Consider the following 22,482-nt stretch of genomic DNA (forward strand, 5'->3'; position numbering starts at 1 on the left):
GGTAGGCAGGCGGCCACCGATCGGCGCGGCCGGATAAACTGAGCACGTGAAACTTTGCCGGGCGGCCCCTCAGGGGCGGTTCATCGCCGGATGAACAACGCCACCGTTGCGCTGGCGGCACTCGCCCCCGCGACGATCAGGAACACCAGCGACGTGTCGTGATGCGTGTCCATGAAGCCGCCGATCAGCGGTTCGCCGAGCCCCGCGAACAGATAGGCAAAGAAGTTCATGATCCCGATCGCGGTGCCGGCCCTTTTGTGCCCGACGAGGTCGGGGCACAGCGCCCAGAAGGAGGACTGCGGGCCGTAGACGAAGAAGCCGCACAGGAAGAGCGTGGCGAGGCCGAGATACACGTCGCTGGCGGGGATCGTGTACATGAACAGCGAGGTGACGGTGGCGAGCACCATATAGAGGACGATCGCGAGATAGCGTTTCGATCCGAAGACATTGTCGGATACCCAGCCGTTGGTGGCGGCCCCGATCGCCATCCCGACGGGCAGCGCGACGCTGATCCACTGAGGATCGATGAAGCTGTTTGATGGAGCCGCTTCCCCCGCACCGCCGAGGAAGTGCACCGGCACCCAGACGAGCAAACCGTAGCGCGCCGAATTCTGGAAACCGATGGCAAGGCCGCCGAGCAGCAAGCGCCAGTTGGAAAGCACCGCTTTGTAGCGCGCCCACGAACTCTCGTCGTCGGCGACATCGGGGGCGGTGTCCTCGTCGGCGACATCGTCGTGCGGCGACTGAAACCCCAGGTCTTCGGGGCGTTCGCGCGCAATCAGATAGAAGGCGATACCCCCGACCAGCATCAACAGCACGGGCAGGCGAAAGATCCAGCGCCAGTCGAGCTGCAACACATGGACGACGATGATCGAGGTGACGAAGGACAGCACCGACGCCATGCCCGCGGCGAACACATAGAATCCGAATACCTTGCCGCGTTCATGCTTGCCGAACCAGTTCGACAACAGCCGGCTGCCCGGTGCCCAGCCCATCGCCTGGAAATAGCCGTTGAGCCCCCACAGCGCGCCAAGGCTGAGCACGCCCGTTGCAAAGCTCGCGGCCCAGTTGGCAATGCACGAAAGGATCGCGCCCGCGCTCATCACGCGGCGGCCACCATATTTGTCGCCGAGGTTGCCGTTGATCGCCTGCCCGATCGCATAACACCACAAAAGTGCCGCGCTGACCCAGCCCAGCGTTTCTTTCGACACGCCGAATTCGGCCTGGATGCCCGGGATCGCGAACCCGAAAGTCTGCCGACCGGTGTAAAAGAACAGATAGCAAAACATCGCCGCAAACAGCATACGATGCTGAGCTTTGCGAAATAATATACTGCTATCTGTCAAGTTACGGAGATCCGTAACACCTTTTTGAACCACGTTCATTTGCATCTGTCCCGTGAATAGGCACTTTATGCGCTCTCTATTTAGTGATTCTTGTTCAGTTTTTATGACAAAATATTAAATATTCCAGGGAAGCGACCACGTCCGGACGTTGGTAAAGCCCTTCATCGCCTCGACGACGCCTTCCTTGTCGCCGAGGCCCGAATCCTTGATCCCGCCGAAGGGCGACATTTCGATCCGGTAGCCGGGGACTTCCCAGACATTGACCGTCCCCACCTCGAGCTCGGCGACGAAGCGCGTGACATAATCGAGGCGGTTGGTGCAGACGCCCGACGACAGGCCGTAGGCGGTCGAGTTCGATATCCGGATCACCTCCGAAATATCGTCGGGGCAGCGGACGATCGGGATCACCGGGCCAAAGGTTTCCTCGAACACCAGCTCGCAGTCGGCCGGCACATGATCGACGACGGTGGGCGCGAACAGTGCCCCGCGCCGCGGCGCGCCGTGCAGGATTTCCGCGCCGCGCTCGACCGCATCGTTGACGCGGTTTTCAAAGAGGATCGCCGAGCGTTCGTTGATCACCGTGCCGACGTCGGTCGACGGGTCCATCGGGTCGCCGCTCTTCAGCAACTTCGCCTTTTCGGCGACGAGTTTCGCGAAATCGTCGGCGACGCTGTCGACCACCAGGATTCGCTTTACCGCGGTGCAGCGCTGGCCCGAATTCTTCGTCGCCCCCGCCACCGCGAGCTCGGCCGCCTTGTCGAGGTCGGCGTCTTCCATCACGATCAGCGGATCGTTGCCGCCGAGTTCGAGCACCTTGCGCTTGTAGCCCGCGGTGTTGGCGATGTGCTTCCCGACGCGCACCGAGCCGGTGAAGGTCACAAGGTCGGCATCGGGATCGGTGATCATCGCGTCGCCCATCGTCGACGGATTGCCCGTGATGACCGAGAGCATCTCAGGCGGCAGGCCGGCCTCATACAGCACGTCGGCGAGCGCGAGCGCGGTGAGCGGCGTGAGCTCGGTGGGTTTCAGCACGACGCGATTGTTCGTCGCGATTGCCGGCGCCAGCTTGTGGCTGACCATGTTGAGCGGGTGGTTGAACGGCGTGATCGCGGACACGACGCCGAGCAGCGGGACGCGCGTCGTGAAAATCTTGCGCTCCTTGCCCATCGGCGAAATGTCGCAGGCATAGATTTCGCCATCGTCCTTGATGGTGAGCTGCGCCGCGAACGACCAGACGTCATAGGCACGGCTCGCTTCGTAAAGCCCGTCCTTCCAGCACAGCCCCGTCTCGGCGACGATCAGCCGCGCGAACTTTTCCTTGCGATCGCGCAGCAGTTCGGCGGTGCGCTGCAAGATCTGCTGGCGCTCGTACCGGCTCAGCTTCGGCTTGAACGCCTTGGCGGTGCGGAACGCCTCGCGGACATGCTCGGGCCGCGCCGCCGGGACGGTGCCGGTCAGCGTGTTGTCATAGGGATTGCGGACCTCGATGACGTCGTCGGTCTGGACGAGTTTGCCGGCGATGCGCATCGATTCGAGGCGAACGGGCTGGCTGGGGCTGGTGTGGATGTTCATCTCAGCGCACCAGGTTCAGCGCCATGTCGAACGCGTCGAAATTGCGCAGGACGCGATCGGGGGCCACCTCGGTCGGGCGGTTCGAGATCAGCGGCACGCTTTGCTCGGTCAATCCGCCATGGCTGCGCAGCGGCTCGGTCAGGCCCGAAAAATCGTGCCGCGCGGCCGTCGTGCCGAGCACCTTGTGGCGATCGCAGATGACGACGACGTCGCCGATGCGGTCGATCGGCAGTTCAAAGCGCTCGCCTGCTTCCGCGGCCGAAATCGCGACCGTCACGCCCGCGACCGCGCCCGCGATGTCGATCACCGACTGCACCTTGTCGGCATCGACATAGACGGTCGCGAAGGACCCGAGCGCGCCGTGGTGCGCGACATAGGGATCGGTGATCGGCAGGATCACGCGGGCGGTGCCCGCGCCGAGCGCCGCATCGAGCACGTCCTGAAGATAGATGACGTCGGGTTGCTGGTCGCTGTCGTGCTTGTCGTTCATGCCATGGTCGGCGGTGATGACGATCGTGCAGCCGGCGGCATCGAGCTGCCCGACATAGCGGTCGAACATCGCATAGAAATCATTCGCCGCCTTGGCCCCCGGTGCCGCCTTGTGCTGCACATAGTCGGTCGTCGACAGATACATGAGGTCGGGGCGGAAGCTGTTCTGCAGCTTGACGCCCGCCGCAAAGATGAACTCCGAAAGGTCGGCCGAATAGACGTTCGGCAGCGGCAGGCCGACGAAATCGAGCACGTCCTCGATGCCGTTCGCGGCCCTGGTCGCCTGGTCGGCCTTTTCCGACGAGAAAGCGATCGCAGTGCCGCTTCCGAAATCCAGCCCCTTGCCCAGCAAGGTGCGCAGCTTGTCCTTGGCGGTCACCACCGCGATCTTCATCCCGGCCTGTTGCGCCGTCGCGAAGATCGTCGGCACACGCAGGAATTTGGCGTCGTTCATCATCACCTCGACGCCCGCCTCGCGGTCATAGAAGAAATTGCCAGAAATGCCGTGCACCGCCGGCGGGCGGCCCGTTACGATCGACAAATTGTTCGGGTTGGTGAAGGTTGGAACCACCGACAGCGCGGTCCGGTTCGTTCCGGTCTTCAGGATGCGGTCGAGGTTCGGCGCGACCCCCGCCTCGATCGCGGCCTCGATATAACCGGGTTCGGAACCGTCGAGGCAGATGACGACAACAGGCCGGTCAGGATGCGCGTAGGCGCGGCCGTTGACGACGAGGTCGGCGGGGGTGGTAGGCATGTTCACAAATATTCTCCTCAGGCCGCGCTGGACAAAAAGGCATCGCGGGTGCCGATAAAATTGCGCCCTCGCTCGCCGTCGAGGGCATCGTCGATCGCCGCGAGCCAATTCTCGCGCGTGACGCCGTAATCGGTCGCGTCGGTCGACACGCCGAGCCCGGTCAGGAAGGCGTCGAGCCGGTCGGCGCCCGCGGCGAGGTCGGCGCCGAATATCCGCGCCAGCGCGTGGTCGCAGGCCGCGTTCTGGCCGATCGCGCTGCGCATCACGGCGGGCAGCATGAACGAGCAGGCGATCCCGTGGACGGTGCCGTGGTGCAGCGTCAGATAATAGGACAGCGAGTGCGCGAGCGCGGTCTTGGTGTTCGAGAAAGCGAGCCCCGCAAAAAGGCTGGCGCGCGCCACGCGGGTCCGCAGCTCGAGATTGCCAAGGTCGTCGACCAGCTTGGGCAGCGCATCGATCAGCTCGCTCGCCGCGAAAATGGCGTGGTTGGCCGAGACAGGGTTGGCGTTGACGTTCCAGATGCTTTCGAGCGCATGCGACAGCGTATCGAGGCCCGTCGCCAGCGTCAGCCCGCGTGGCACCCCCAGCGACGTGGATGGGTCGATGATCGCGTGCTCGGGATAAAGGTCGGGGCGGTTCAGCGAGTATTTCTTGCGCGCATCGGTGTCCCAGATCGTCGCCCAGCTCGTCACCTCGCTGCCGGTGCCGAAGGTTGTGGGCACCGCAATGATCGGCATCGCTTTCACCGCCTCGGCGCCCTTGCGACCTTCGAGGAAGTCCTGGACGTTGGCGAAGTCGCCGCTCGAGACCGCGAGCGCCTTGGCCGAATCGATCACCGATCCGCCGCCGAACGCGACGATGACTTCGGGGGTCGTAGCGGCAGCGCCAAAGGTGCGACACAGGCCGCGCAGCCCGTTGAAGCTCGGGTTCGGCTCAACCTCGCGCACTACGACTGCGGGGGTGCCGACACGGGCCGAAATCGCCGCGACGATGTCGTCGAAATAGGGATGGTCATTATAGGTGACGAGGCAAAAGCTGCGGCCCGCCACCTTGTCGCCGACCGCCGTCACGGCGTCCTCGCAAAATGTCACCTCGACAGGATTTCCATATTTCCACGAAACGGACATCGGCGCTTTCGTCCTCCCTTTGCTCTTGTTGGAGAGCCTTGAAGCCGAAGCGCGACAGATTATCCAATTGATAGTTTTCGCCGCATCTATATAAAAAATCTATGAGATACACACAGCTCCGATCCTTCCACGCGGTCGCCGAAACCGAGAGCGTCACCGCCGCGGCGAACCGGCTGAACATCAGCCAGCCGACGCTGACCACGCAAATCCGCCAGCTCGAGGAGGAATATGCGGTCGAGCTGTTCGTGCGCACCGGGCGGCGGATGCGCCTCACCGACGCCGGCCGCGAGCTTCAACAGATCACGCGGCGAATGATTGCCGACGAAGCCGACGCCCGGCATTTCCTGACCGAGAGCCGCGAGCTGCGCACCGGCCATCTCCGCGTCGGCGCGGTCGGACCTTTTCATGTGACCGAGATGCTCGTCGCCTTTCACGCCCGCTATCCCGAAATCGAAATCTCGGTGTCGATCGGCAACTCGAACGTCGTCCTGCGCAACCTTCTCGAGTTTGAATCCGACGTCGCGGTGCTGGCCTATGTCGAAAATGACGACCGGCTCTGGTATTCCCAATATAGCGAAAGCCCGATCGTGGCATTCGGGCGCCGCGACCATCCCCTATTCGCGCCGGACCGCGACCATATCCGCATCGCGGACCTCCATGACCAGCCGATGGTGGCACGCGAACATGGCTCAAACACCCGCCGCGCGAGCGACGAGGCCATGGCGAAGGCGAATGTGCGGCCGAAAATCGTGATGGAGATCGGCAGCCGCGAAGCGGTGCGCGAGGCGGTCGCGAGCGGCGTCGGCTTCGGTTTCGTCTCGAGCGCCGAATATATCGCCGACGAACGCATCCGCAGCCTGCCGGTCGTCGATGCCGAAATCTTCAACTATGCCCATATCGTGTGCCGGCAGGACCGGTTGCAATCGCGCCTGATTTCCGCGTTTCTGGATGTCACCAGCGCATTGCATTCCACCGAGCACCGATCCTTGGCTGCTATTGGCCGATAGCAGACAATTTCTTTCGGCCTCTTTTGTGCGAGAAGCAGCCGTCGGCGATCTTTGGCAATGAGGCAGTATGCGCACGAGACTAAGCATTTGCGTAAAGAAGGCCTCCTATCGATCGGAGGAGGAGGCGCTTGCTGTGGTTCGACGCTCTGAGTTGCAGCTCCGGATATACCGCTGCGATCGCTGCCGGCTGCTCCACCTAACGAGCCGTACAAAAGGTAAGCTTTCTCCTCGATGAGGCTCCCCTCGCCAGTGGTCACGCGCACGCCGCAGTCGCGAGGAACCGGCAGCCGTCAGCGGGGACGAAACACGACCGGCGTCGCTCCCGTAAATCGGCGAAATCGCCGGTTGAATTCCGAGAAGTCGCCGAAGCCCGCATCGAAAGCCACCTCGCTCGCGGGTGTTGTCTGGATGAAAGCGGTACGAACTGGGAAGCGTGCTGGCGGAACCAATGCCGTGCCCGCCTGTTCCAACACCCAATGGGACCGATTTTCGATCGACCGCAATCGTTCATGGAAAAACATTCACTTCGCGTCATCCATCGCCTTGGCTGGCTGGCCTGCATCCTGATGACGGTGCAGCCTGCGCCCCTCCGGGCGCAAACGACATCCGCGGCGCAACCGGGCGACACCGCGGTCCAGCCGCTCATCGATGCCCGCAAATTTGACGAAGCCGAAACGATCCTGCGCGATCGCCTGAAGGCGCATGTCATAGCGGACAGCATGGAGACCGCCGCGGCTGCGGGCGACACCGAATGGCTGGCACTCCTGCTCGCCATGACAAAGCGCGCCGAGGAAGCCGAACCCCTGATCCGGTCCGCGGTGCGAACACGCGAACAGCTGGGCGACGACAGGCTGACGGGCCGCAGCCTCAACCGCCTCGCATCGGTCTTGCTCGAACGCGGGCGGTATGAAGAGGCCGAGGCCGCAGCGCGGCGCGCCATAACCCTGCTCTCGGCACCCGGCCTGGCCGACGATCGGCTGATCGCGGCTTGGGGCAATGCCGGACGGATACTCGAAGCCCGCGGCCGGCTTCCGGAAGCTATTACGGCCTATAGCGAAGGGGTCGGCGCCGGTCGGCGGATGCTCGGCGACGACAATGCGGTGGTCGCTGCACTGCAATCACTGCTCGTCGATGCCGAAGCGAAGATGTCGGCCTATCGCGAACGCTCCGCGGGGCAACGCCGCAAGGTCGATGCGGTCGCGGACGCGACAGGCCGCGACAGTGTCGAAACCGCGCGCGAACATTATTTGCTGTCGCTCTATCTGGTGCTGCAGGGCGACATCGCAGAGGCCGAAACGACCGCGGAACAGGCCTATGCAATCCAGGCCCGCGTGCTCGGGCGCGATCACGCCGACACCCGCGCGTCGCTCTACCAGCTTGCCACGATACTCCGCCGCGGTGCGGAAGCGCGCGCTCCCGCCCATGAACAGCAAGGCGATTCAGCGCCGCCAGACCCGGCGAGCATCGCCATGGTCGGCGATACCGAAAAGGAGATCCGCGAACTCATCGATGGCGGCAAGTTCGTCAAGGCCGAAGCCGCAGTTCGGGCACGGATGGCCCGGCGTTCAGCCGGGGACCGATCGCCGGGCGCGGCAACCGACATGGAGACGCTCGCGAACATTCTCTATCTGACCGGCCGCGCTGACACCGCCGAAACGCTGATGCGGAACGCCATCGGCATTCGCGAGCGGCTCGGCGACCGCGCCGCGCACGCCGCGGCGTTGCGGCGGCTCGCGCTCGTCCAGAGTGTACGCGGCCGCTATGCGGAGGCCGAAGCCAGTGCGCGCCGCGCGATCGAACTGCTCACGCCATCGGATGGGGAAACGCGATCATTGTCGGCGGCGTGGGGCACCCTGGGCGAAGTGCTCGCCGGGCAGCGCCGCCGGCCGGAAGCCTCGACGGCAATCCAGAAGGCGATCGAATATGGCAGGCTGGCGCTCGGCCCCGAGGACCCTTTCGTCCTCGAGGAATATAATGATTTTGCGCTGAACCTTGAGGAAATGGGCGACCTGCCGGGCGCCGAGGCGATCTATCGCCGTAATCTCGAAACCCTCGTCCGCACGAAGGGGCGCGAAAGCCTTGGGTCCGCGCGAACGCTCGCCTTGCTGTCGACCAACCTCGACCGTCAAGGGCAGGAGCTGGAAGCCGAGGTCCGGCTGCGCCAGGCGATCGCGATCCGCGAGCGCCACCTGGGAGCGGGCAATCCCGACACGCTCCGCTCGCTCGGCAATCTCGTCGGCCTGCTCATCAAGAGCGCGAAATATGACGATGCCGGCGCGCTCCAGGCACGCGTCATCGCCTTGCGTTCCGCACTTCCCGAGAGCAACCTGGAAGAGAATATCGCCGACCTCGGCCGAATGGGCGCGATCCTCGCCAAGCAGGGCAAGGCCGAAGCTGCGATCGATTATCAGCGGCGCGCGCTGGCGCGCGCGGCCGGCTCGCTCGATCCCGGTCACCGCCATGTCGCGATCGCGTCGATGGAACTGGCCCGATCGATCGCGCGCAAGGATCCCGCTTCGCCCGAATATGTCAGCCTTATGCGCGGTGCGGTCGCGCGCGCGCGCGCGGAACGAACGCGCGTGCTGTCGGCGCGGGATGTGGCGGGAGCAAGCGCGGGTGAGCGCGCGGTCGCCGCCGCCGTCAGTGAAGGCGGCTGGTCCGACGCCTCGGGGGCCGGCACCTTCGCGCTGGCGCTCACCCTCTACGCCAATCGGGCGACGCAGGTCCGGAGCGAGGAAGCGAAGCTGCGATCCGAATCCTTCCGTATTGCGCAGGATTTGACATCGAGCGCATCGACCCGCGCGCTGGCCGGTATCGTCGCCCGCGAAGCGCTTGGCGATACCCCGCTCGCCCTGCTGGTGCGACGCCAGCAGGATCTGGCCTCGGAAATCCGCGACCTCAACCACACCCTTGGCACGGCCATGATCGGCGCGCCCGACGCCGCCGAAAATTTGAAGGACAGGATCGGGACGCTGGGCCGGGAACTTAGTGAAATCGACGCCCGGCTGCGTCGTTCCTACCCCGATTACGCGCGCCTCGCACTGCCCCAGCCCCTGAGCGAAGACGAGGTGCGCCGCCGTCTGCGTCCGGGCGAGGCGCTGCTTCTCGTCACCGAGGGCGAACTTTATGATTTCACCTTTGTCGTGACGACCAAGGGGGCGGGCTGGCACGCGGTGCCGCGACTCCAATCCTTCCTGCGCGGCACGATCGACGCGTTTCGCTGCGAGGTCGATCCCCAGACTTGCAGCGGCATCTGGACCGCGTCGCCGCTGTTCGAGCGCCGCTACGCCTGGGATCTCTATCGCTTCCTCGTCCAACCGCATGAGCCGCTGCTCAAGGATGTAAAGACCCTCTATGTGACGACTTCGGGTGCGCTCGCCGACCTTCCCTTCGCCGCCTTCATCACCGCCGAACCCAAAGGGCCCGACTCCGAGAAGGCGCTCGCCGCCACCCCCTGGCTCGGCGATCGATTTGCGATCGTTACCCTGCCGTCGATCGAATCCTTGCGGACGGGAAAGCCGCGGTCGGCCGGGCGAAACGCACGCCCCTTCATCGGTTATGGCGCACCGGTGCTGGCCAAAGCGGGGAGCAAACGGGCCGCTGCCACGGGACTCTCGCCACGAACCGGAGGGATCGGCGGCACCCTCGCCGATCCCGAACGCCTGCGCGCGCTTCCTTCGCTTCCCGGCACCGAGGTCGAGCTGAACGCGATGGCGCGCGCGCTCGACGCCGACATCGACGCAATCCACCTCGGCCCCGATGCCACCGAGACCGCCGTCCGAACGAACACGCGATTGCGCGACGCGCGCATCGTCGCCTTTGCCACGCATGGCATATTGCCCGGCGAGATCGAAGGTTTCGCCGAGCCCGGCCTGATCTTCACGCCCCCAGGCCACGCGACATACGCCGACGACGGTATATTGACCGCCGCCGAAGCCGCCGAGCTCGACCTCTCGGCCGAGTGGGTCATTCTGTCGGCCTGCAACACGGGAACGACCGAAGGGCCTGGCGGGGCCGACGCCCTATCGGCGCTGGCACGTTCATTCCTATATGCCGGCACCGACGCACTGCTCGCGAGCCGCTGGCGCGTCGGCGATAGGGTCACGGCTGCGCTCACGGTCGAAACACTCGTCAACGCGGCGCGGAACAGGAAGGCAGGCAAGGCGGCGGCCTTCCAATCGGCCATGCGCGCGATCCGATCGGGCAGGCGCGAAGACGGCACCGTGGTGGAAGGCTGGACCAGTGACTGGGCGCATCCCGCCGCTTGGGCGCCATTCACCCTGATTGCGACGGACAATTGACACGGGGCTGAATCCTCGAGTCCGAGCGTCCGCTTATATTTTGCTAATTTGGACCACGAAACATGGCCGTTTTCTGGTGAACGCCAAATGCTGCCTGCTGTGCAGAGCCGGACGCAAACACGGCGGCTATTGCGGCGCCCCCGCCAGCAAGGTCGTGCGAAGCCGGTCGATCGCGGCATCATCCAGGCCAATCCCCTCGCGAACATAGCGGTCGAACGAGCCATAGCGCTTATCGACTTCGGCAAAGGCCGCCTCGATATAGGCGGCGCGCACGGTCAAGACCGGCTCGAGATTTTCCCGCGCGATCGGCGTCGGCAATCGGGCGAGCATGGCGATTGTCGCTTCGTTCTTGGCGCGCAGATAGTCGTTGCTGGCAAGATAATCGGCCATCACCGTTTCGCGCGGCACGCCGAGGAGGGTCAGGATCACCGCGCTCGCCCAGCCCGTGCGGTCCTTGCCGGAGGTGCAGTGATATAGCGTCGGTCCGGCGCCTTCTGCACTGATGCGGGAGAGCAGCGTGTGATAGGCGCTGCGCGCGCTGTTCAACGAGACGAAATCGCGGTTCGCCTCGGTCAGCATCTCCGCGCCCTTGCCCGCCGCGATCGTTGCCATTGCCTGACGCATGTCGCCGCCGACGCTGCCCTTGCTGTCCGCGACGACGTCGAGCAAGAGATGCTCGGCGCCAGCGGGCAGACGATCGGGTTCATGGCTGCGTTCGCTTGCGGTGCGCAGATCGGCGACGAGCGCGAGGCCCAGATCGCCCATCGCACCGAGGTCGCTATCGCTCAGGCGGTCGAGCTGATCCGAACGATAGATCATCCCCATCTTCACCCAGCGGCCGTCGGTGGTGCGATAGCCGCCGATGTCGCGCAAATTGGGGGCCGTCCCCAGGTGAAGCCCGCGGTCGGCGATGACCAGCGGGGCGCCGCGATCGGGAACGAGCGCGAAAAACCAACGCTTGCCGGGGGCTAGGCCGGAAACGTGGATGCTGCCCGTAGCATCGCCCTGCCCCACCGGTTTCGACCGGTCGCTCACTGCAGAATCGGTGCCCGCATAAACCCGGACCTGACCCGCGCCGGGCGCGGACCAGTTGATCGTACCATCCGCCGATACGCTGGCGGCGGTGAAGGGAATGACGCCCGACTGTTCGGCAACCGCGCCGGCGACCGGCCGCTTGTCGACCGTCGCACATGCCGGCAGCGTCAGGACCAATGCGGCTGCAAGCGCCGCCCGCCACATCCGGTGATCGTCATTCCGCATTTTCAGCTTCCTTCCTGCGCTCAGCCGCGCTGCGACGAGATGTTGCCGCCATCGACGACGAGTTCGGCGGCGGTGATGTAGCTCGCTTCGTTCGAGAGCAGGAAGCGCACGACGCGTCCGATTTCCTCGGGCACGCCGATGCGTTCGAGCAGGATGCGTTTTTCGAAAAAGCCCTCGGGCAAATTGTCGACCGCCGGCTTCATCATCGGCGTCATGATCTGGCCGGGCGATACCGAATTGATCCGGATCTTGTCGCGCGCCAGCCGGTCGGCGAGCGAGCGGACGAGCGAGAGCATCCCGCCCTTGGCCGCGCTGTAGATCGGGTTCATCGCGTTACCGAGCGTCGCGTTGATCGAGGTGATCGCGACCACCGCCGACCCCGGATTGGCGGCAAAGTCGCCGTGGAGCTGCTGCGTCAGCAGCGCGAGCGGACGCAGGTGCGTGTTGATGCCCGCCGCCCAGCTTTCGGGCGTGATGCCTTCCAGCGAGGCGGTGTCGACGATGCCCGCGGCGTGGACGAGCCCGCCCAGCGCACCGAGCGCATCGCGGCTGGCGGCGATCGCGGCCGGATAGGCGTCCAGATCGGTGAGATCGACGCCTAGGCCGATGGCCTTTGCGCCGAATTCCTGCGTGATCGCCGCGGCCTCGGCCTCGGCCTTGCCGGCATTGATATCCCAGAGCGCAACCGCCCGGCCAACCGCCGCCAGCGCGCGCGCCGAGGCGAGCCCGATCCCGGACGCCCCCCCGGTGACGATGACGGCGGTCCCGGGCGCGCCGAGCGCGGGCGAAAGATCAGTAAACGTCATTGTGGAACAATCTCCATGATGCGGGCCATTCTAATTTCTGCGCCGATTATCCGTGTCATCGGGCCGGCGCGACCGGTGACGGCCCCTGCTTTCCGAAAAAACCGTCGAGCTTCAAATTGCTGACGCGCGGTGCGCCACCGGCGACCGAAACCCACATCACATGATCGACGACCGCTGGATCGTCTGGCGCGCCCCCCGGTATGCCGCCCGTCGTACCGAGCTGGATATAATCGTGGCCGCCGCGCGCTTCATAGGCATATTTGTGGTAATGCCCCGCGAGCATGGTGTGGGGACGGCCCTTGAGCAGCCCCTCGATCTCGCGGAATGCCGGCGAATCCACCTTCCACGCCGGCCGATGCATGAGCACGAAGGTCCAGCGCGCCTTGGGGCTTTTCGCCAGCGCCTCGCGGACCATCTTCACCTGATCGGCGCTGAACGCGACATTCTCCGAAGCGCGGAACTTGCCCGCCAGCTCGGCCAGCTTCGGGTCGCTCGCGAACAGCGCCTCGGCCTTTGCGGGATCGCCGTTAATCGCCTTGAACACCGACATCATCGCGTCGGCGCCATATTGCTCGACCAGTTTCGCCCGCGCGATCTTGGGCTGGGGCGGATCCTCGGTATTGAGGACGAGGAACAGCGCGCCCTTGTAGGTGAAGCTGTAATAGTCGGCGCCCAGACGCTTGCGCCATTCAGTGCGCTGCACCTCGTTGGTCAGGTCGTGATTGCCCGGCACGTAGAAGAAAGGGACGCTCAGCCGGTCGATCGCGGCATTGACCTCGTCCCATTCCTTGCCGAGCTGCGCCCGATCCTCGCTATTGCCCTCGATGAGGTCGCCGATGTTGATGACGAAATCGGGGCGCAGTGCCTCGACCTTGTCCATCGCATCCTCAAACACCCCGGGGCGATGCTTGCCGGTGCGGTCGCCGATGACGACGAAGCGGAACTCGTCGGCGCCGCCCGCGAAATCCTTTTGCGTGCGGGCGACGCCGGGCGTGCCCGCGCGAAAGTCTTTCGCCCCTTGCCCGGCGCCGATGGCGACCCCGGACAGGGAGAGGGCGAGCACGCCGCCGAGCAGCAAGGCCGCATATCGCATCGCGAATCCCCTTAGAATTCGATGCTCAGATCGACGCCATAGGTGCGCGGTTCGCCAAACAGCGCGCCGGGGCGGCCGATGTTGAACTGCGTGACATAATATTCCTTGTCGGTGAGGTTGCGGCCCCACAGAGCGACACGAAGGCCGTCAACGCCCGGAATATCGGCCAACGTCAGCCGCGCGTTGAGCAGGCCATAGTCGCCAACGATAAATTTGCCGCCCGAGATGCTCGAACTGACGAATTTGTCGCTCTGCATCGTGTAGTTCACGTTGGTCGAAAATGTGCCGACCGGCGTTGTCGGCAGGTCATAGTTGAGGTCCAGCCCCAGCGAGTGTTTCGGCGCGTTGGAGAAGCGGAAATTGGCCGAAATGTCGGCGCCCGTGGCGTCGACAATCTCGTCATATTGCGCATCGAGATAGCCGTAGTTGATCGTGAAACGCAGCTCGCGAACGGGTGCGAGCGTCAGATCGGCCTCGATGCCCTTCACCGTCGCCTTGCCCGCGTTGAGCACGTCGGTGATCCGCACATTGGTCGGATCGGACTGCACGTTGATCTGGATGTCCTTGTACTTCGACTGGAACGCCGCGACGTTGAAGCGCAGCTTGTTGTCGAGGAACTGGCTCTTCATGCCGAGTTCGTAGGACCAGAGCGTTTCCGAATCGAACCCCTGATTGAAGCGCGGGATCGAGCTGGCGCGGGTATTATACCCGCCGGACTTATAGCCCTTCACCACCTTGCCATAGACATTCACATTTTCGGCGAGGTCGTAGGCGAGAATGACGCTGGGGCTGAAATCCTTGAACTTTCGGCTGCCGTCGCCAACGCCGGGCACCGGCACGATCGGGCCATTATTGACCTGCGTCTGGCGTGCGAGCGTCGCTTCGCGCTTGTCCCAGCTCTGGCGCGCACCGACCGTCAGGTGAAGACGCCGGTCGAGCCATTCGGGGGAATAGGTCACCTGCCCGAATAGCGCCCAGGACTCGTTCGCGATCGTGGTGGTCGTGAAGCTGCGCGTCCGTGTCGGCGGGCTGAAGCTGTTGCTGAAATTGTCGCCCTCTTCGGAGAACCAATAGCCGCCGACGACATATTCGAGCTGGCGATCGAGCGCGTCGCCGACAAACTGAAGCTCCTGGCTCCACTGATCCTGCGTGGCGCGGCTGCTGTTCTTCTGAAGCGGCGTCGGGCCGAGCACGCCCGTCAGATAATCCTGATTCTGGAAGTTATCGAGCTTGCGATACCCCGTGATCGAGCGGATCGTGAGCGAGTCGGCGGCGCTCCACTCGCCGATCAGGCTGTGCCCCTCCGACGTCACGTCATTGGCGAGCAGGTCGCCGACCAGCGGGCTGCCGGCCTTGGGGCGCGGCGCCTTCAGCGGATGCAGCGGCGAGAAAGCGACGAAGATCGGCGTGTCCTGAATCTCCGAACGATCATAGCTGTAGCGCAGGCTGATCGCGTCGGCGGGTTGCCACAACACATCGGCGCGCATCGCCTGGCGACCCTTGTCGCCCCAGCGCTTCACCCCGGTGCCGGGGTTCTTGACGAAGCCGTCCTGCTGGATGTTCGCGTAGGAAAAGCGCGCCGCCAGCGTGCTGCCGATCGGCACATTGACCGCGGCCTTGAAGCGGCGATTGTCGTAGTTGCCGATCGTCACCTGCCCCTTGAAGCCGAAATCGCCGAGTTCGGGCTTTTTGGTGATGAAGTTGATCGCGCCGCCCGTTGCGTTGCGACCATAGAGCGTGCCCTGCGGCCCGCGCAGCACCTCGACGCGCTCAAGCTCGGCGACTTCGAGCGCCTGCCCCTGGCTGCGCGCGACATAGACGCCGTCCATATAGACCGCGACGCCGGCATCCTGCGTGATCTGGTCGTCGCTCAGGCCGACGCCGCGCATGAAGATCTGCGTCGTCGCGGCGCTGTTGGGGTGCGGGGTAAGCTGAAGATTGGGCACGTTGGCGCGTAGGTCGGTGAGCCCGCTGATCCCCCGGGTCTCCAGATCGCCGGCGGTGAAGGCGGCGATCGAGATCGGGGTGTCCTGAAGCGATTCCTCGCGCTTCTGTGCGGTGACGACGATTTCGCCAAGGCCCGACGCCTCGTCGGGTGCGGCATCGGCGGTCTGCGCCAAAGCGGGATGCGCCGCGGTCATCGCGAGCGTGCAAAGCAGCAGACGGACCCGCGGCCCGGAAACCTTATTCATCGTAATCCCCTCCATCGAACATTCGGGCGAGCGATCGCCTCGTTTCACGATTCTACCTTCGTGTAGGTAGATTTCTACCTTCATGCAGGTAGATTGCAAGCAGGATTTGATTGCGCCAAAAGGGAGCGCGCTTCACAGGCGCTGACACGAAAGGTTTTTGAGCATTGAGCATGAAGCCCATCAGGCACGCGCGCGGCGAAGCGACGCGTCAGGCAATCCTCGAGGCGGCCGAGACGGTTTTCGCCGAGGTCGGCTTCACCACGGCACGGCTGGAGGACGTCGCCGCCGCCGTTGGCATCCGCCGCCCGTCGATCGTCTATTATTTCTCGAACAAGCAGGAGCTTTATGACGCGGTCGAGGAGGACATCTTCGCCTCCATGCACCGCGAAGCACTCGGCCACATCGCACTGCACGACAAGCCGATCGACAAGCTGCTCGCGCTGCTCGACGGGTGGCTCGACTTCCTCGTCGCGCGGCCGACCGCGGCGCGGATCATCCAACGCCTCGTCGCCGACGTCTCACCACGCCGCGGCGACCCCACGCAATTCTCGAACATATTGCTGCGCGATGTCGAGATCGTGGTGAACGAAGGCGTGGCCGTCGGGGACTTTCGTCCGCTGCCGCCGATGCATGTCGTCAACGCGGTGGGATCGAGCTCGCTCTTCTACGTGTGCAACAGCAAGCAACTTGGCTCCAATCGCAGCTATGACGCCGCCGACCCCGCGGAACTCGAAAGTTTCCGCGAGCTGCTTCACTTGCTGACCCGCGCAGCCGTCGCCCCGGCCACGCCCGGCTAAACGCCATGGCAAGGCGGCGTTTGCCGTTCCCCGGCAACACCGGTGTCAGGGCAGCACGGCGGCGCGTGCGAGCTTGTGCAGCAAAGTCCTGAAGACCGCCTGATCCGCCGGATCGGACGGTTCATAACGCCGCTGTTCGCCGACCTGACGGCTGTTGCAGACGAAGAAGAGAATGCCGCCAGCCACGCCGTTGATAAAGGTCATCGTCGAAAGCGGAACAAACACACCCTGTGCGATGCCATAGGCCAGCGTCCGGTCCATGTCTTCTAGCGCGACAGAAGAGAACTCCATCGGGTTGCCCTGCTGAACGGCGGTATCGGCGACGAGACGCTGAAGAATTCGGGCGGCCGTCGGGCGACCGACGAAGAAGTCGAGCCAAGCGTCCAGATGGGCGAGCAACTTGGCGGTCGGATCCTCGACATCCGCGGTTCGCGCCTCGCAAGCCATATGCATAGCCTCGAAAATGCGCTGCTCGACGGCATCGTACAGCATCTTTTTCGTCGAGAAATGATGAAGCAGCGACGGCCGGCGAATGCCGACCGCATCGGCCATATCCTCGAGGCGCGCGGCCCTGAAGCCTGTCGCGGCAAACACCCGTTCGGCTTCGTGCAGGATGGCCTCGCGGGTCGCATCCGCGCGCTCCTTGCGCGTCGACGGGATCGGAATCGTCATATGCATCGCCGCTATTTGGCGCATCCGAATGCCGCTTGCAAATCTCCCTTCCCCGATTACAAATTCACCTACTCATTAGTAGGTGAGTCGACGCGGGAACAAATATCCGCGCAAAACGGGAGGGAGAGCATATGTCGATAGAAGGATTGCGCCTGTCACGTATCGCACTCGCGGCCTCGGCCGCGACCTGGCTCGCGGCAACGCCCGCGACCGCGCAGGAAAGCACGGAGAGCGAGAATATCGGTGTCGCCGACATCGTGGTGACCGCCCAGAAGCGTGAAGAAAATCTTCAGGACACGCCGATCTCGATGGTGGCGCTGAGCGCAGAGACGCTCGAAGAAAAGGGCATCGGCTCGCTGTCCGACCTCTTCACCGGCGCGATCCCGTCGATCCGCATCGCGCCCTTCGTCGGCCGCGTCTCCGCCGTCAGCATCGGCATGCGCGGCCTCGTCCCGGTCGATGCCACACAGGTCAGCCGTGATCCCACGGTCGGCATCTATATCGACAGCGTCTATCTGGGCCGCGTGTCGGGGCTCGGCATGGAGCTTGCCGACATCGAACGCATCGAGGTGCTGCGCGGGCCGCAGGGCACGCTCTTCGGCCGCAACACGATCGGCGGCGCGATCAGCGTGGTGTCCAAAAAACCGACAGGCGAAGCGAGCGTCGACCTCAAGGCGGGCATCGGCAACTACCGCGGCCGCTCGTTCGCCGCGCACGTCAACCTGCCCGAAGCGGCGGGCCTCAGCGTCAAGGTCGACGGGGTGTTCGAGGGGCGCGGCGGACTGGTGGAAAATCCGCTGGGCAGCGCGCTCGACTATGGCGAGGTCAAGCGATACGGCTTCAAAATCTCGGCGCTCTGGCGCCTGGCCGACAATCTGTCGCTGCTCTATGCCTATGATCTCTCACGCGACAAATCGACGGGCTATTATCATTACATCACGGCTTCGACGCAGTCGCCCGCGGTCACGCCATCCTTCATCAAGCTCGATACCGGCCGCGTGCGAACCGGGCGCTTCGGCTTCCCCGTCTTCCGCAATCCGCAGGAGGCCAAGGGGCACAGCCTCACCGCCGAATGGGATGTCAGCGACGCGCTGACGATCCGCTCGATCTCGGCCTGGCGCAATCTCGATTCGACCCAGCTCGACACCGACGAGGGATCGAACACGACCTGGGGCCCGAACCGCCGCTTCGCCCGCCTGAGCTATGCCAATGTGAAGCAGAACCAGTTCAGCCAGGAGGTCCAGCTCGTCGGCGATGTCGGCGAACTGAAATTCGTCGTCGGCGCCTATTATTTCGAGGAAGAGGGCCAGGACGAGGCGATCGTCTATTCGCTGGGAACGCTCAATTCGACGCTGACCGGGGTCAATTTCTTCCCCGCGCCGTCGCCTGATGGCGGCGCGACCCGGCTTCCCGATCGCGCGGCGCAGGTCGATGTCAAATCCAAGGCGCTGTTCGGGCAGGCGACATGGTCGCCCGAAGCGCTGCGCGGGCTGCATATTACCGCCGGCGCGCGCTACACCGACGATCATAAGGACGGCCGCCTTCTGTTCATCGCGGGGGTGAACCCGAACCTGGATTTCGTCTTCGATTCGAGCCGCATCGATCCGATGGCGACGATCGCCTATGACTTCAGCGAGGACATCAACGCCTATGTGAAGTGGAGCCGGGCCTATCGCGCGGGCGGCGCCAACACGCGCTCGGTGATATTGCGCACCTTTGGCGAGGAGGAACTGACGGCGTGGGAAGCGGGGGTCAAGGCCGACCTGTTCGACCGTCGGCTGCGCGTCAACATCGCCGCCTATATGAGCCGCCTCTCGAACCAGCAGGTGGATTTCCTGAATCCCGTTTTCATATCGAATACCGAAACGGTCAACGCGCCCGAAAAGCGCAAGATCAAGGGGATCGAGGCCGATATCACGCTCGTTCCGGTGCGCGGCCTGTCGCTGTCGGCGAACTATGTCTACACCGACGCCCCGCCCACACCCGTGCAGAATATATTCACCGGAGTGATCGAACAGGCATCGTCCGCCTTCACTCCGAAACATGCGGCGTCCTTTTCGGCCGACTATGTCTTTCCCGCTTTTTCCTTTGGCGAGCTGCGTGCCTATGTCGGCCTCGATACCGCCGGGAATTACATCCCCAACGGCACGGTGACGGTCAAGGCGGACAAGGCGTTGCTGCTCAATGGCAGGCTGACGCTGGGCGACATCGATCTGGGCGGCGTCGGCGAGCTGGAAGTCGCGTTGTGGGGCAAGAATCTGACCAACGCGACCTACAATCTCTTCGATTTCCGCATCCCCGGCAGGACCACCGCAACGCTCTATAACGAGCCGCGAACCTATGGTCTCGAAGCCCGGGTAAAATTCTGAAGAACCCAGCCCGGCGGCGGCTTTTCCGTCGCCGGGCAATTGCGGGAGAAAAGGACATGAAAAAGGCATTATTCGGGCTGCTGTTGCTCACGCCGACGATGGCGATCGCTCAGCATGCGCCCACGGCGGCGCACACCGATCCCACAACGACCAGGACGCGCGAGATCGCGCTCGCCGGCGGCGACAATTTCCGTGACATCGGCGGCTACCGGACGAAGGACGGTCATTCGATAGCCTGGGGCAAGCTGTATCGCTCGGCGTCGGTCGGCCGCTACACCGCGGACGATCAGGCATTGGTCCGCAAACTGGGCGTCGGGTCGATCATTGACTTGCGCTCGACGCGCGAGCGTCAGACCGACAAGACCCCGTGGATGCAGGACTCTGGCCTCGGCTACTGGGCGCGTAACTATGACCTGTCGGGCGGCAATCTGGGCGCACTGTTCGCGAAAGGTACGACGCTCGACGCCGGAACGATGCGCGGCGTGATGATTCAGGGCTATCGAGGCTTTCCCAAGGAACAGGCGGCGTCCTATCGCATGCTGTTCGACAGGCTTTTGACCTCCGACAAGGCGGTCATCGTCAACTGCACCGCGGGCAAGGATCGCACCGGCGTCGGCGTGGCGCTCGTTCTGAGCGCGCTTGGCGTTCCCTATGACACGATCATGGAGGATTATCTGCTGAGCAACAGCGCGCTCGATATGGAGGCTTTGCGCGCCGATGCCGGGATGAACGCCGCGATGTCGGCGTTGCCGGCCGATGTTGCGAAACCCCTGCTTGGAGTCGAACGCGCCTATCTCGACGCCGCCTTCGACCAGATCCGCAAGGACTATGGCGACGTCGACACCTATCTGGCGCGCGAACTCGGTGTGGATTCAAAGGCTTTGCAGCGGCTGCGCAAGCAGATGCTGCGCTAGAATGAGGCGCGGGGTCAGCCGGCAGGCCGATCTCGTCCGCTTCACCCTGCAGCGGCGCCGTCCTCGGCTGACCCGCCCCCAAAAGGGGGTGGCGGCGCGCCCGCCAACGCCGCAATCCGGGCGTCCTATCTAGTCCAATTGAGCGATGCGCGGCCGCGGCCGGGCGATAGGGTCGACACCTGCCCGCCCATCGATCGCGGCCGGATGAGGAGCAAAAGGTCATGGCCGCCAATCCCGATGCCATCGCATTCCGGAGCGCGCTCGGCGCGTTTGCAACCGGGGTCACGATCGTCACGACGCGGAATGCGGCGGGCGAAGATTGCGGACTGACCGCCAACAGCTTCAACTCGGTCTCGCTCGATCCGCCGATGGTGCTGTGGAGCCTCGCGCGCACGTCGAAGAGCATGGAGGCGTTTCAGGGCGCCGCGCATTTCGCGGTGCATATCCTCGCCGCCGATCAGGAGGCGCTCTCAAACGGTTTCGCCAAACGCGGCGCGGACAAGTTCGCCGGTGCCAAAATCGAGCGCGGCGAAGGCGACGTGCCGCTGCTCACCGGCTGTACCGCGCGTTTCCAGTGCCGCACCGCCTATCAATATGAGGGCGGCGACCACATCATCTTCGTGGGCGAGGTCATTGCTTTCGACCATGAGGACCGCGCACCCCTGCTCTTCCATGGCGGCCGCTACGCGCTTGCCGCGCGCAAGGCCGCGATGCTCACCGCCTGCGACGCCGGCGCGCAGCCCGCGGGCAGTTTTGGCGAGGATTTTCTCGGCTATCTGCTCGGCCGCGCGCATTTCCAACTCTATGGGCGGATGCAGGAAAGCTTGCGCGATCATCATCTCGACGCCACCGATCACTTCATCCTGAGCGTGCTGGGAATAAACGACGGACGCACCATAACCGAGATCGACGGTCTGATCGGCTATACCGGCGCGCACATCACCCCCGATCGTATCGCATCGCTCGCGGCGCGCGACATCGTCCGGACCGATACGCCCGACCGGATATGGCTGACCGACACCGGCCGGCGTGTCCTCGTCGAACTCGCCGCCGCCGCCAAGGCCGCCGAGGAGGACGCGCTGGGCGCTTTCGACGAGAATGAAACCGCGCTGCTCAAGCATCTGCTCAAACATGTCATCCGCAGCACCGATCCCGGACTTCCTGATCCGTGGGCGGCGCAGGAGACACCGTAAACGCGACGCCCATAATGAAGGAATGCCCGAGGATGGAGAAGATACGGACAATCGCGGGGCATGGCCCGATCTCCCAGATCGCCTGGCTGACCGAGAATCTGGATCGCGCGATCGACCAATGGCGCCTCCTCGCGGGCGTGGGGCCCTGGACCGTCTATCGCAACGTCACACTCGACGGCCACTATCGCGGCGCGCCCGCGACGATCGGGATCGATGTCGGACTCGCGTATCAAGGCGAGACCCAGATCGAACTGATCGCGCCGCACGGCACCGGCCCCTCGCCCTATCATGACGAAAATGGCCGCGTACGCGTGGGCATGCACCATGTCGCCTGGCTGGTCGACGATGTCGCGGCGGCCGCGAAGAATGCCGCCGCCGCGGGTCTCGTTCCCGTCTTCAGCGCCGAGAGCGGGGGCGGTGCAACGCGCGTCGCCTATCTCGAGGCCCCCGACGAACCCGCGATCCTGCTCGAACTGATCGAGGCGACGCCGATGATCCGCGACGGCTTCACGGCAGGGACCGCCGCCGCCCGCGATTGGGACGGCAGCAACCCCGTTACCATTTTCGACTTCGCAGCCTGAGGGAGCATC

Annotated in this window: 17 protein-coding genes; 7 read left to right on the forward strand and 10 right to left on the reverse strand. The window is 64.3% G+C overall.

Annotated features, from left to right (window positions below; genetic code table 11):
- Positions 1-80: 80 nt before the first annotated feature.
- The 4 genes from ATE70_RS16815 to psrA form a co-directional block, all read right to left on the reverse strand.
- Positions 81-1,289 (reverse strand): MFS transporter, encoded by a 1,209-nt coding sequence (locus ATE70_RS16815; RefSeq protein ID WP_231732910.1) that lies wholly within the window; start codon positions 1,287-1,289, stop codon positions 81-83.
- 171 nt (positions 1,290-1,460) lie between these two features.
- Entirely contained in the window at positions 1,461-2,918 is a 1,458-nt protein-coding gene (phnY, locus tag ATE70_RS16820; protein WP_058539004.1) for a phosphonoacetaldehyde dehydrogenase, read from the reverse strand.
- Position 2,919: 1 nt separating this feature from the next.
- Entirely contained in the window at positions 2,920-4,161 is a 1,242-nt protein-coding gene (gene phnA / locus ATE70_RS16825) for a phosphonoacetate hydrolase (RefSeq protein WP_058539005.1), read from the reverse strand.
- Between the two features lie 17 nt (positions 4,162-4,178).
- Positions 4,179-5,288, reverse strand: a complete 1,110-nt coding sequence (psrA, locus tag ATE70_RS16830; protein WP_058539006.1) for an iron-containing alcohol dehydrogenase PsrA — start codon at positions 5,286-5,288, stop codon at positions 4,179-4,181.
- Between the two features lie 101 nt (positions 5,289-5,389).
- Here psrA and ATE70_RS16835 point away from each other — a divergent pair, with 101 nt between their 5' ends.
- Positions 5,390-6,295, forward strand: coding sequence for a LysR substrate-binding domain-containing protein (locus tag ATE70_RS16835; protein WP_058539007.1), 906 nt, complete (start codon positions 5,390-5,392; stop codon positions 6,293-6,295).
- A gap of 290 nt (positions 6,296-6,585) precedes the next feature.
- Here ATE70_RS16835 and ATE70_RS24930 read toward each other — a convergent pair whose 3' ends face one another.
- Positions 6,586-6,816: a helix-turn-helix domain-containing protein gene (locus tag ATE70_RS24930; protein ID WP_156419697.1), complete on the reverse strand. Its 231-nt coding sequence runs from the start codon at positions 6,814-6,816 to the stop codon at positions 6,586-6,588.
- Between ATE70_RS24930 and ATE70_RS16840 the strand changes: the two genes are divergently transcribed.
- Positions 6,805-10,596, forward strand: coding sequence for a CHAT domain-containing protein (locus ATE70_RS16840; protein WP_058539008.1), 3,792 nt, complete (start codon positions 6,805-6,807; stop codon positions 10,594-10,596). The two genes, ATE70_RS24930 and ATE70_RS16840, sit on opposite strands and share 12 nt — an antisense overlap.
- 126 nt (positions 10,597-10,722) lie before the next feature.
- On the opposite strand, the gene ATE70_RS16845 is transcribed toward ATE70_RS16840, so the two are convergent.
- Genes ATE70_RS16845 through ATE70_RS16860 form a run of 4 tightly spaced genes read right to left on the reverse strand, consistent with a single transcriptional unit; the run spans position 10,723 to position 15,947 of the window.
- A complete protein-coding gene (locus ATE70_RS16845) occupies positions 10,723-11,856 on the reverse strand; it encodes a tyrosine-protein phosphatase (RefSeq protein WP_058539009.1) in 1,134 nt (377 codons plus the stop codon).
- A gap of 20 nt (positions 11,857-11,876) precedes the next feature.
- Positions 11,877-12,662 carry an SDR family NAD(P)-dependent oxidoreductase gene (locus tag ATE70_RS16850; RefSeq protein WP_058539010.1) on the reverse strand — a complete coding sequence of 262 codons (786 nt, stop codon included), beginning with the start codon at positions 12,660-12,662 and terminating at the stop codon, positions 11,877-11,879.
- A gap of 55 nt (positions 12,663-12,717) precedes the next feature.
- Positions 12,718-13,755 carry a metallophosphoesterase family protein gene (locus ATE70_RS24365; RefSeq protein ID WP_082639945.1) on the reverse strand — a complete coding sequence of 346 codons (1,038 nt, stop codon included), beginning with the start codon at positions 13,753-13,755 and terminating at the stop codon, positions 12,718-12,720.
- Between the two features lie 11 nt (positions 13,756-13,766).
- Entirely contained in the window at positions 13,767-15,947 is a 2,181-nt protein-coding gene (locus ATE70_RS16860; protein WP_058539098.1) for a TonB-dependent receptor, read from the reverse strand.
- Between the two features lie 170 nt (positions 15,948-16,117).
- On the opposite strand from ATE70_RS16860, the gene ATE70_RS16865 reads away from it, so the two are divergent.
- On the forward strand, positions 16,118-16,744 hold the full coding sequence (locus ATE70_RS16865) for a TetR/AcrR family transcriptional regulator (protein ID WP_058539011.1): 627 nt from the start codon (positions 16,118-16,120) through the stop codon (positions 16,742-16,744).
- 45 nt (positions 16,745-16,789) lie between these two features.
- Here ATE70_RS16865 and ATE70_RS16870 read toward each other — a convergent pair whose 3' ends face one another.
- The gene (locus ATE70_RS16870) at positions 16,790-17,440 is read right to left on the reverse strand and encodes a TetR/AcrR family transcriptional regulator (RefSeq protein WP_331458523.1); all 651 of its coding nucleotides are present in this window, start codon (positions 17,438-17,440) and stop codon (positions 16,790-16,792) included.
- A 107-nt stretch (positions 17,441-17,547) separates the two neighbouring features.
- On the opposite strand from ATE70_RS16870, the gene ATE70_RS16875 reads away from it, so the two are divergent.
- From ATE70_RS16875 to ATE70_RS16890, 4 genes are all read left to right on the forward strand, one after another.
- Positions 17,548-19,785, forward strand: coding sequence for a TonB-dependent receptor (locus ATE70_RS16875; RefSeq protein WP_058539012.1), 2,238 nt, complete (start codon positions 17,548-17,550; stop codon positions 19,783-19,785).
- A 56-nt stretch (positions 19,786-19,841) separates the two neighbouring features.
- On the forward strand, positions 19,842-20,699 hold the full coding sequence (locus tag ATE70_RS16880; RefSeq protein ID WP_058539013.1) for a tyrosine-protein phosphatase: 858 nt from the start codon (positions 19,842-19,844) through the stop codon (positions 20,697-20,699).
- Positions 20,700-20,920: 221 nt separating this feature from the next.
- The gene (locus ATE70_RS16885) at positions 20,921-21,892 is read left to right on the forward strand and encodes a flavin reductase family protein (protein ID WP_058539014.1); all 972 of its coding nucleotides are present in this window, start codon (positions 20,921-20,923) and stop codon (positions 21,890-21,892) included.
- 32 nt (positions 21,893-21,924) lie between these two features.
- Positions 21,925-22,473, forward strand: a complete 549-nt coding sequence (locus ATE70_RS16890) for a VOC family protein (protein WP_058539015.1) — start codon at positions 21,925-21,927, stop codon at positions 22,471-22,473.
- Positions 22,474-22,482 lie beyond the last annotated feature (9 nt).

It is taken from the genome of Sphingopyxis sp. H053 (assembly GCF_001468225.1).
GTDB lineage: Bacteria > Pseudomonadota > Alphaproteobacteria > Sphingomonadales > Sphingomonadaceae > Sphingopyxis.

What these genes read in the sequence shown, in the direction of transcription:
- ATE70_RS16815 (WP_231732910.1), bottom strand. Translation starts at nt 1,289, where the DNA reads ATGTTTTGCTATCTGTTCTTTTACACCGGTCGGCAGACTTTCGGGTTC.
- phnY (WP_058539004.1), bottom strand. Translation starts at nt 2,918, where the DNA reads ATGAACATCCACACCAGCCCCAGCCAGCCCGTTCGCCTCGAATCGATG.
- phnA (WP_058539005.1), bottom strand. Translation starts at nt 4,161, where the DNA reads ATGCCTACCACCCCCGCCGACCTCGTCGTCAACGGCCGCGCCTACGCG.
- psrA (WP_058539006.1), bottom strand. Translation starts at nt 5,288, where the DNA reads ATGTCCGTTTCGTGGAAATATGGAAATCCTGTCGAGGTGACATTTTGC.
- ATE70_RS16835 (WP_058539007.1), top strand. Translation starts at nt 5,390, where the DNA reads ATGAGATACACACAGCTCCGATCCTTCCACGCGGTCGCCGAAACCGAG.
- ATE70_RS16840 (WP_058539008.1), top strand. Translation starts at nt 6,805, where the DNA reads ATGGAAAAACATTCACTTCGCGTCATCCATCGCCTTGGCTGGCTGGCC.
- ATE70_RS24930 (WP_156419697.1), bottom strand. Translation starts at nt 6,816, where the DNA reads ATGTTTTTCCATGAACGATTGCGGTCGATCGAAAATCGGTCCCATTGG.
- ATE70_RS16845 (WP_058539009.1), bottom strand. Translation starts at nt 11,856, where the DNA reads ATGCGGAATGACGATCACCGGATGTGGCGGGCGGCGCTTGCAGCCGCA.
- ATE70_RS16850 (WP_058539010.1), bottom strand. Translation starts at nt 12,662, where the DNA reads ATGACGTTTACTGATCTTTCGCCCGCGCTCGGCGCGCCCGGGACCGCC.
- ATE70_RS24365 (WP_082639945.1), bottom strand. Translation starts at nt 13,755, where the DNA reads ATGCGATATGCGGCCTTGCTGCTCGGCGGCGTGCTCGCCCTCTCCCTG.
- ATE70_RS16860 (WP_058539098.1), bottom strand. Translation starts at nt 15,947, where the DNA reads ATGAATAAGGTTTCCGGGCCGCGGGTCCGTCTGCTGCTTTGCACGCTC.
- ATE70_RS16865 (WP_058539011.1), top strand. Translation starts at nt 16,118, where the DNA reads ATGAAGCCCATCAGGCACGCGCGCGGCGAAGCGACGCGTCAGGCAATC.
- ATE70_RS16870 (WP_331458523.1), bottom strand. Translation starts at nt 17,440, where the DNA reads ATGCGCCAAATAGCGGCGATGCATATGACGATTCCGATCCCGTCGACG.
- ATE70_RS16875 (WP_058539012.1), top strand. Translation starts at nt 17,548, where the DNA reads ATGTCGATAGAAGGATTGCGCCTGTCACGTATCGCACTCGCGGCCTCG.
- ATE70_RS16880 (WP_058539013.1), top strand. Translation starts at nt 19,842, where the DNA reads ATGAAAAAGGCATTATTCGGGCTGCTGTTGCTCACGCCGACGATGGCG.
- ATE70_RS16885 (WP_058539014.1), top strand. Translation starts at nt 20,921, where the DNA reads ATGGCCGCCAATCCCGATGCCATCGCATTCCGGAGCGCGCTCGGCGCG.
- ATE70_RS16890 (WP_058539015.1), top strand. Translation starts at nt 21,925, where the DNA reads ATGGAGAAGATACGGACAATCGCGGGGCATGGCCCGATCTCCCAGATC.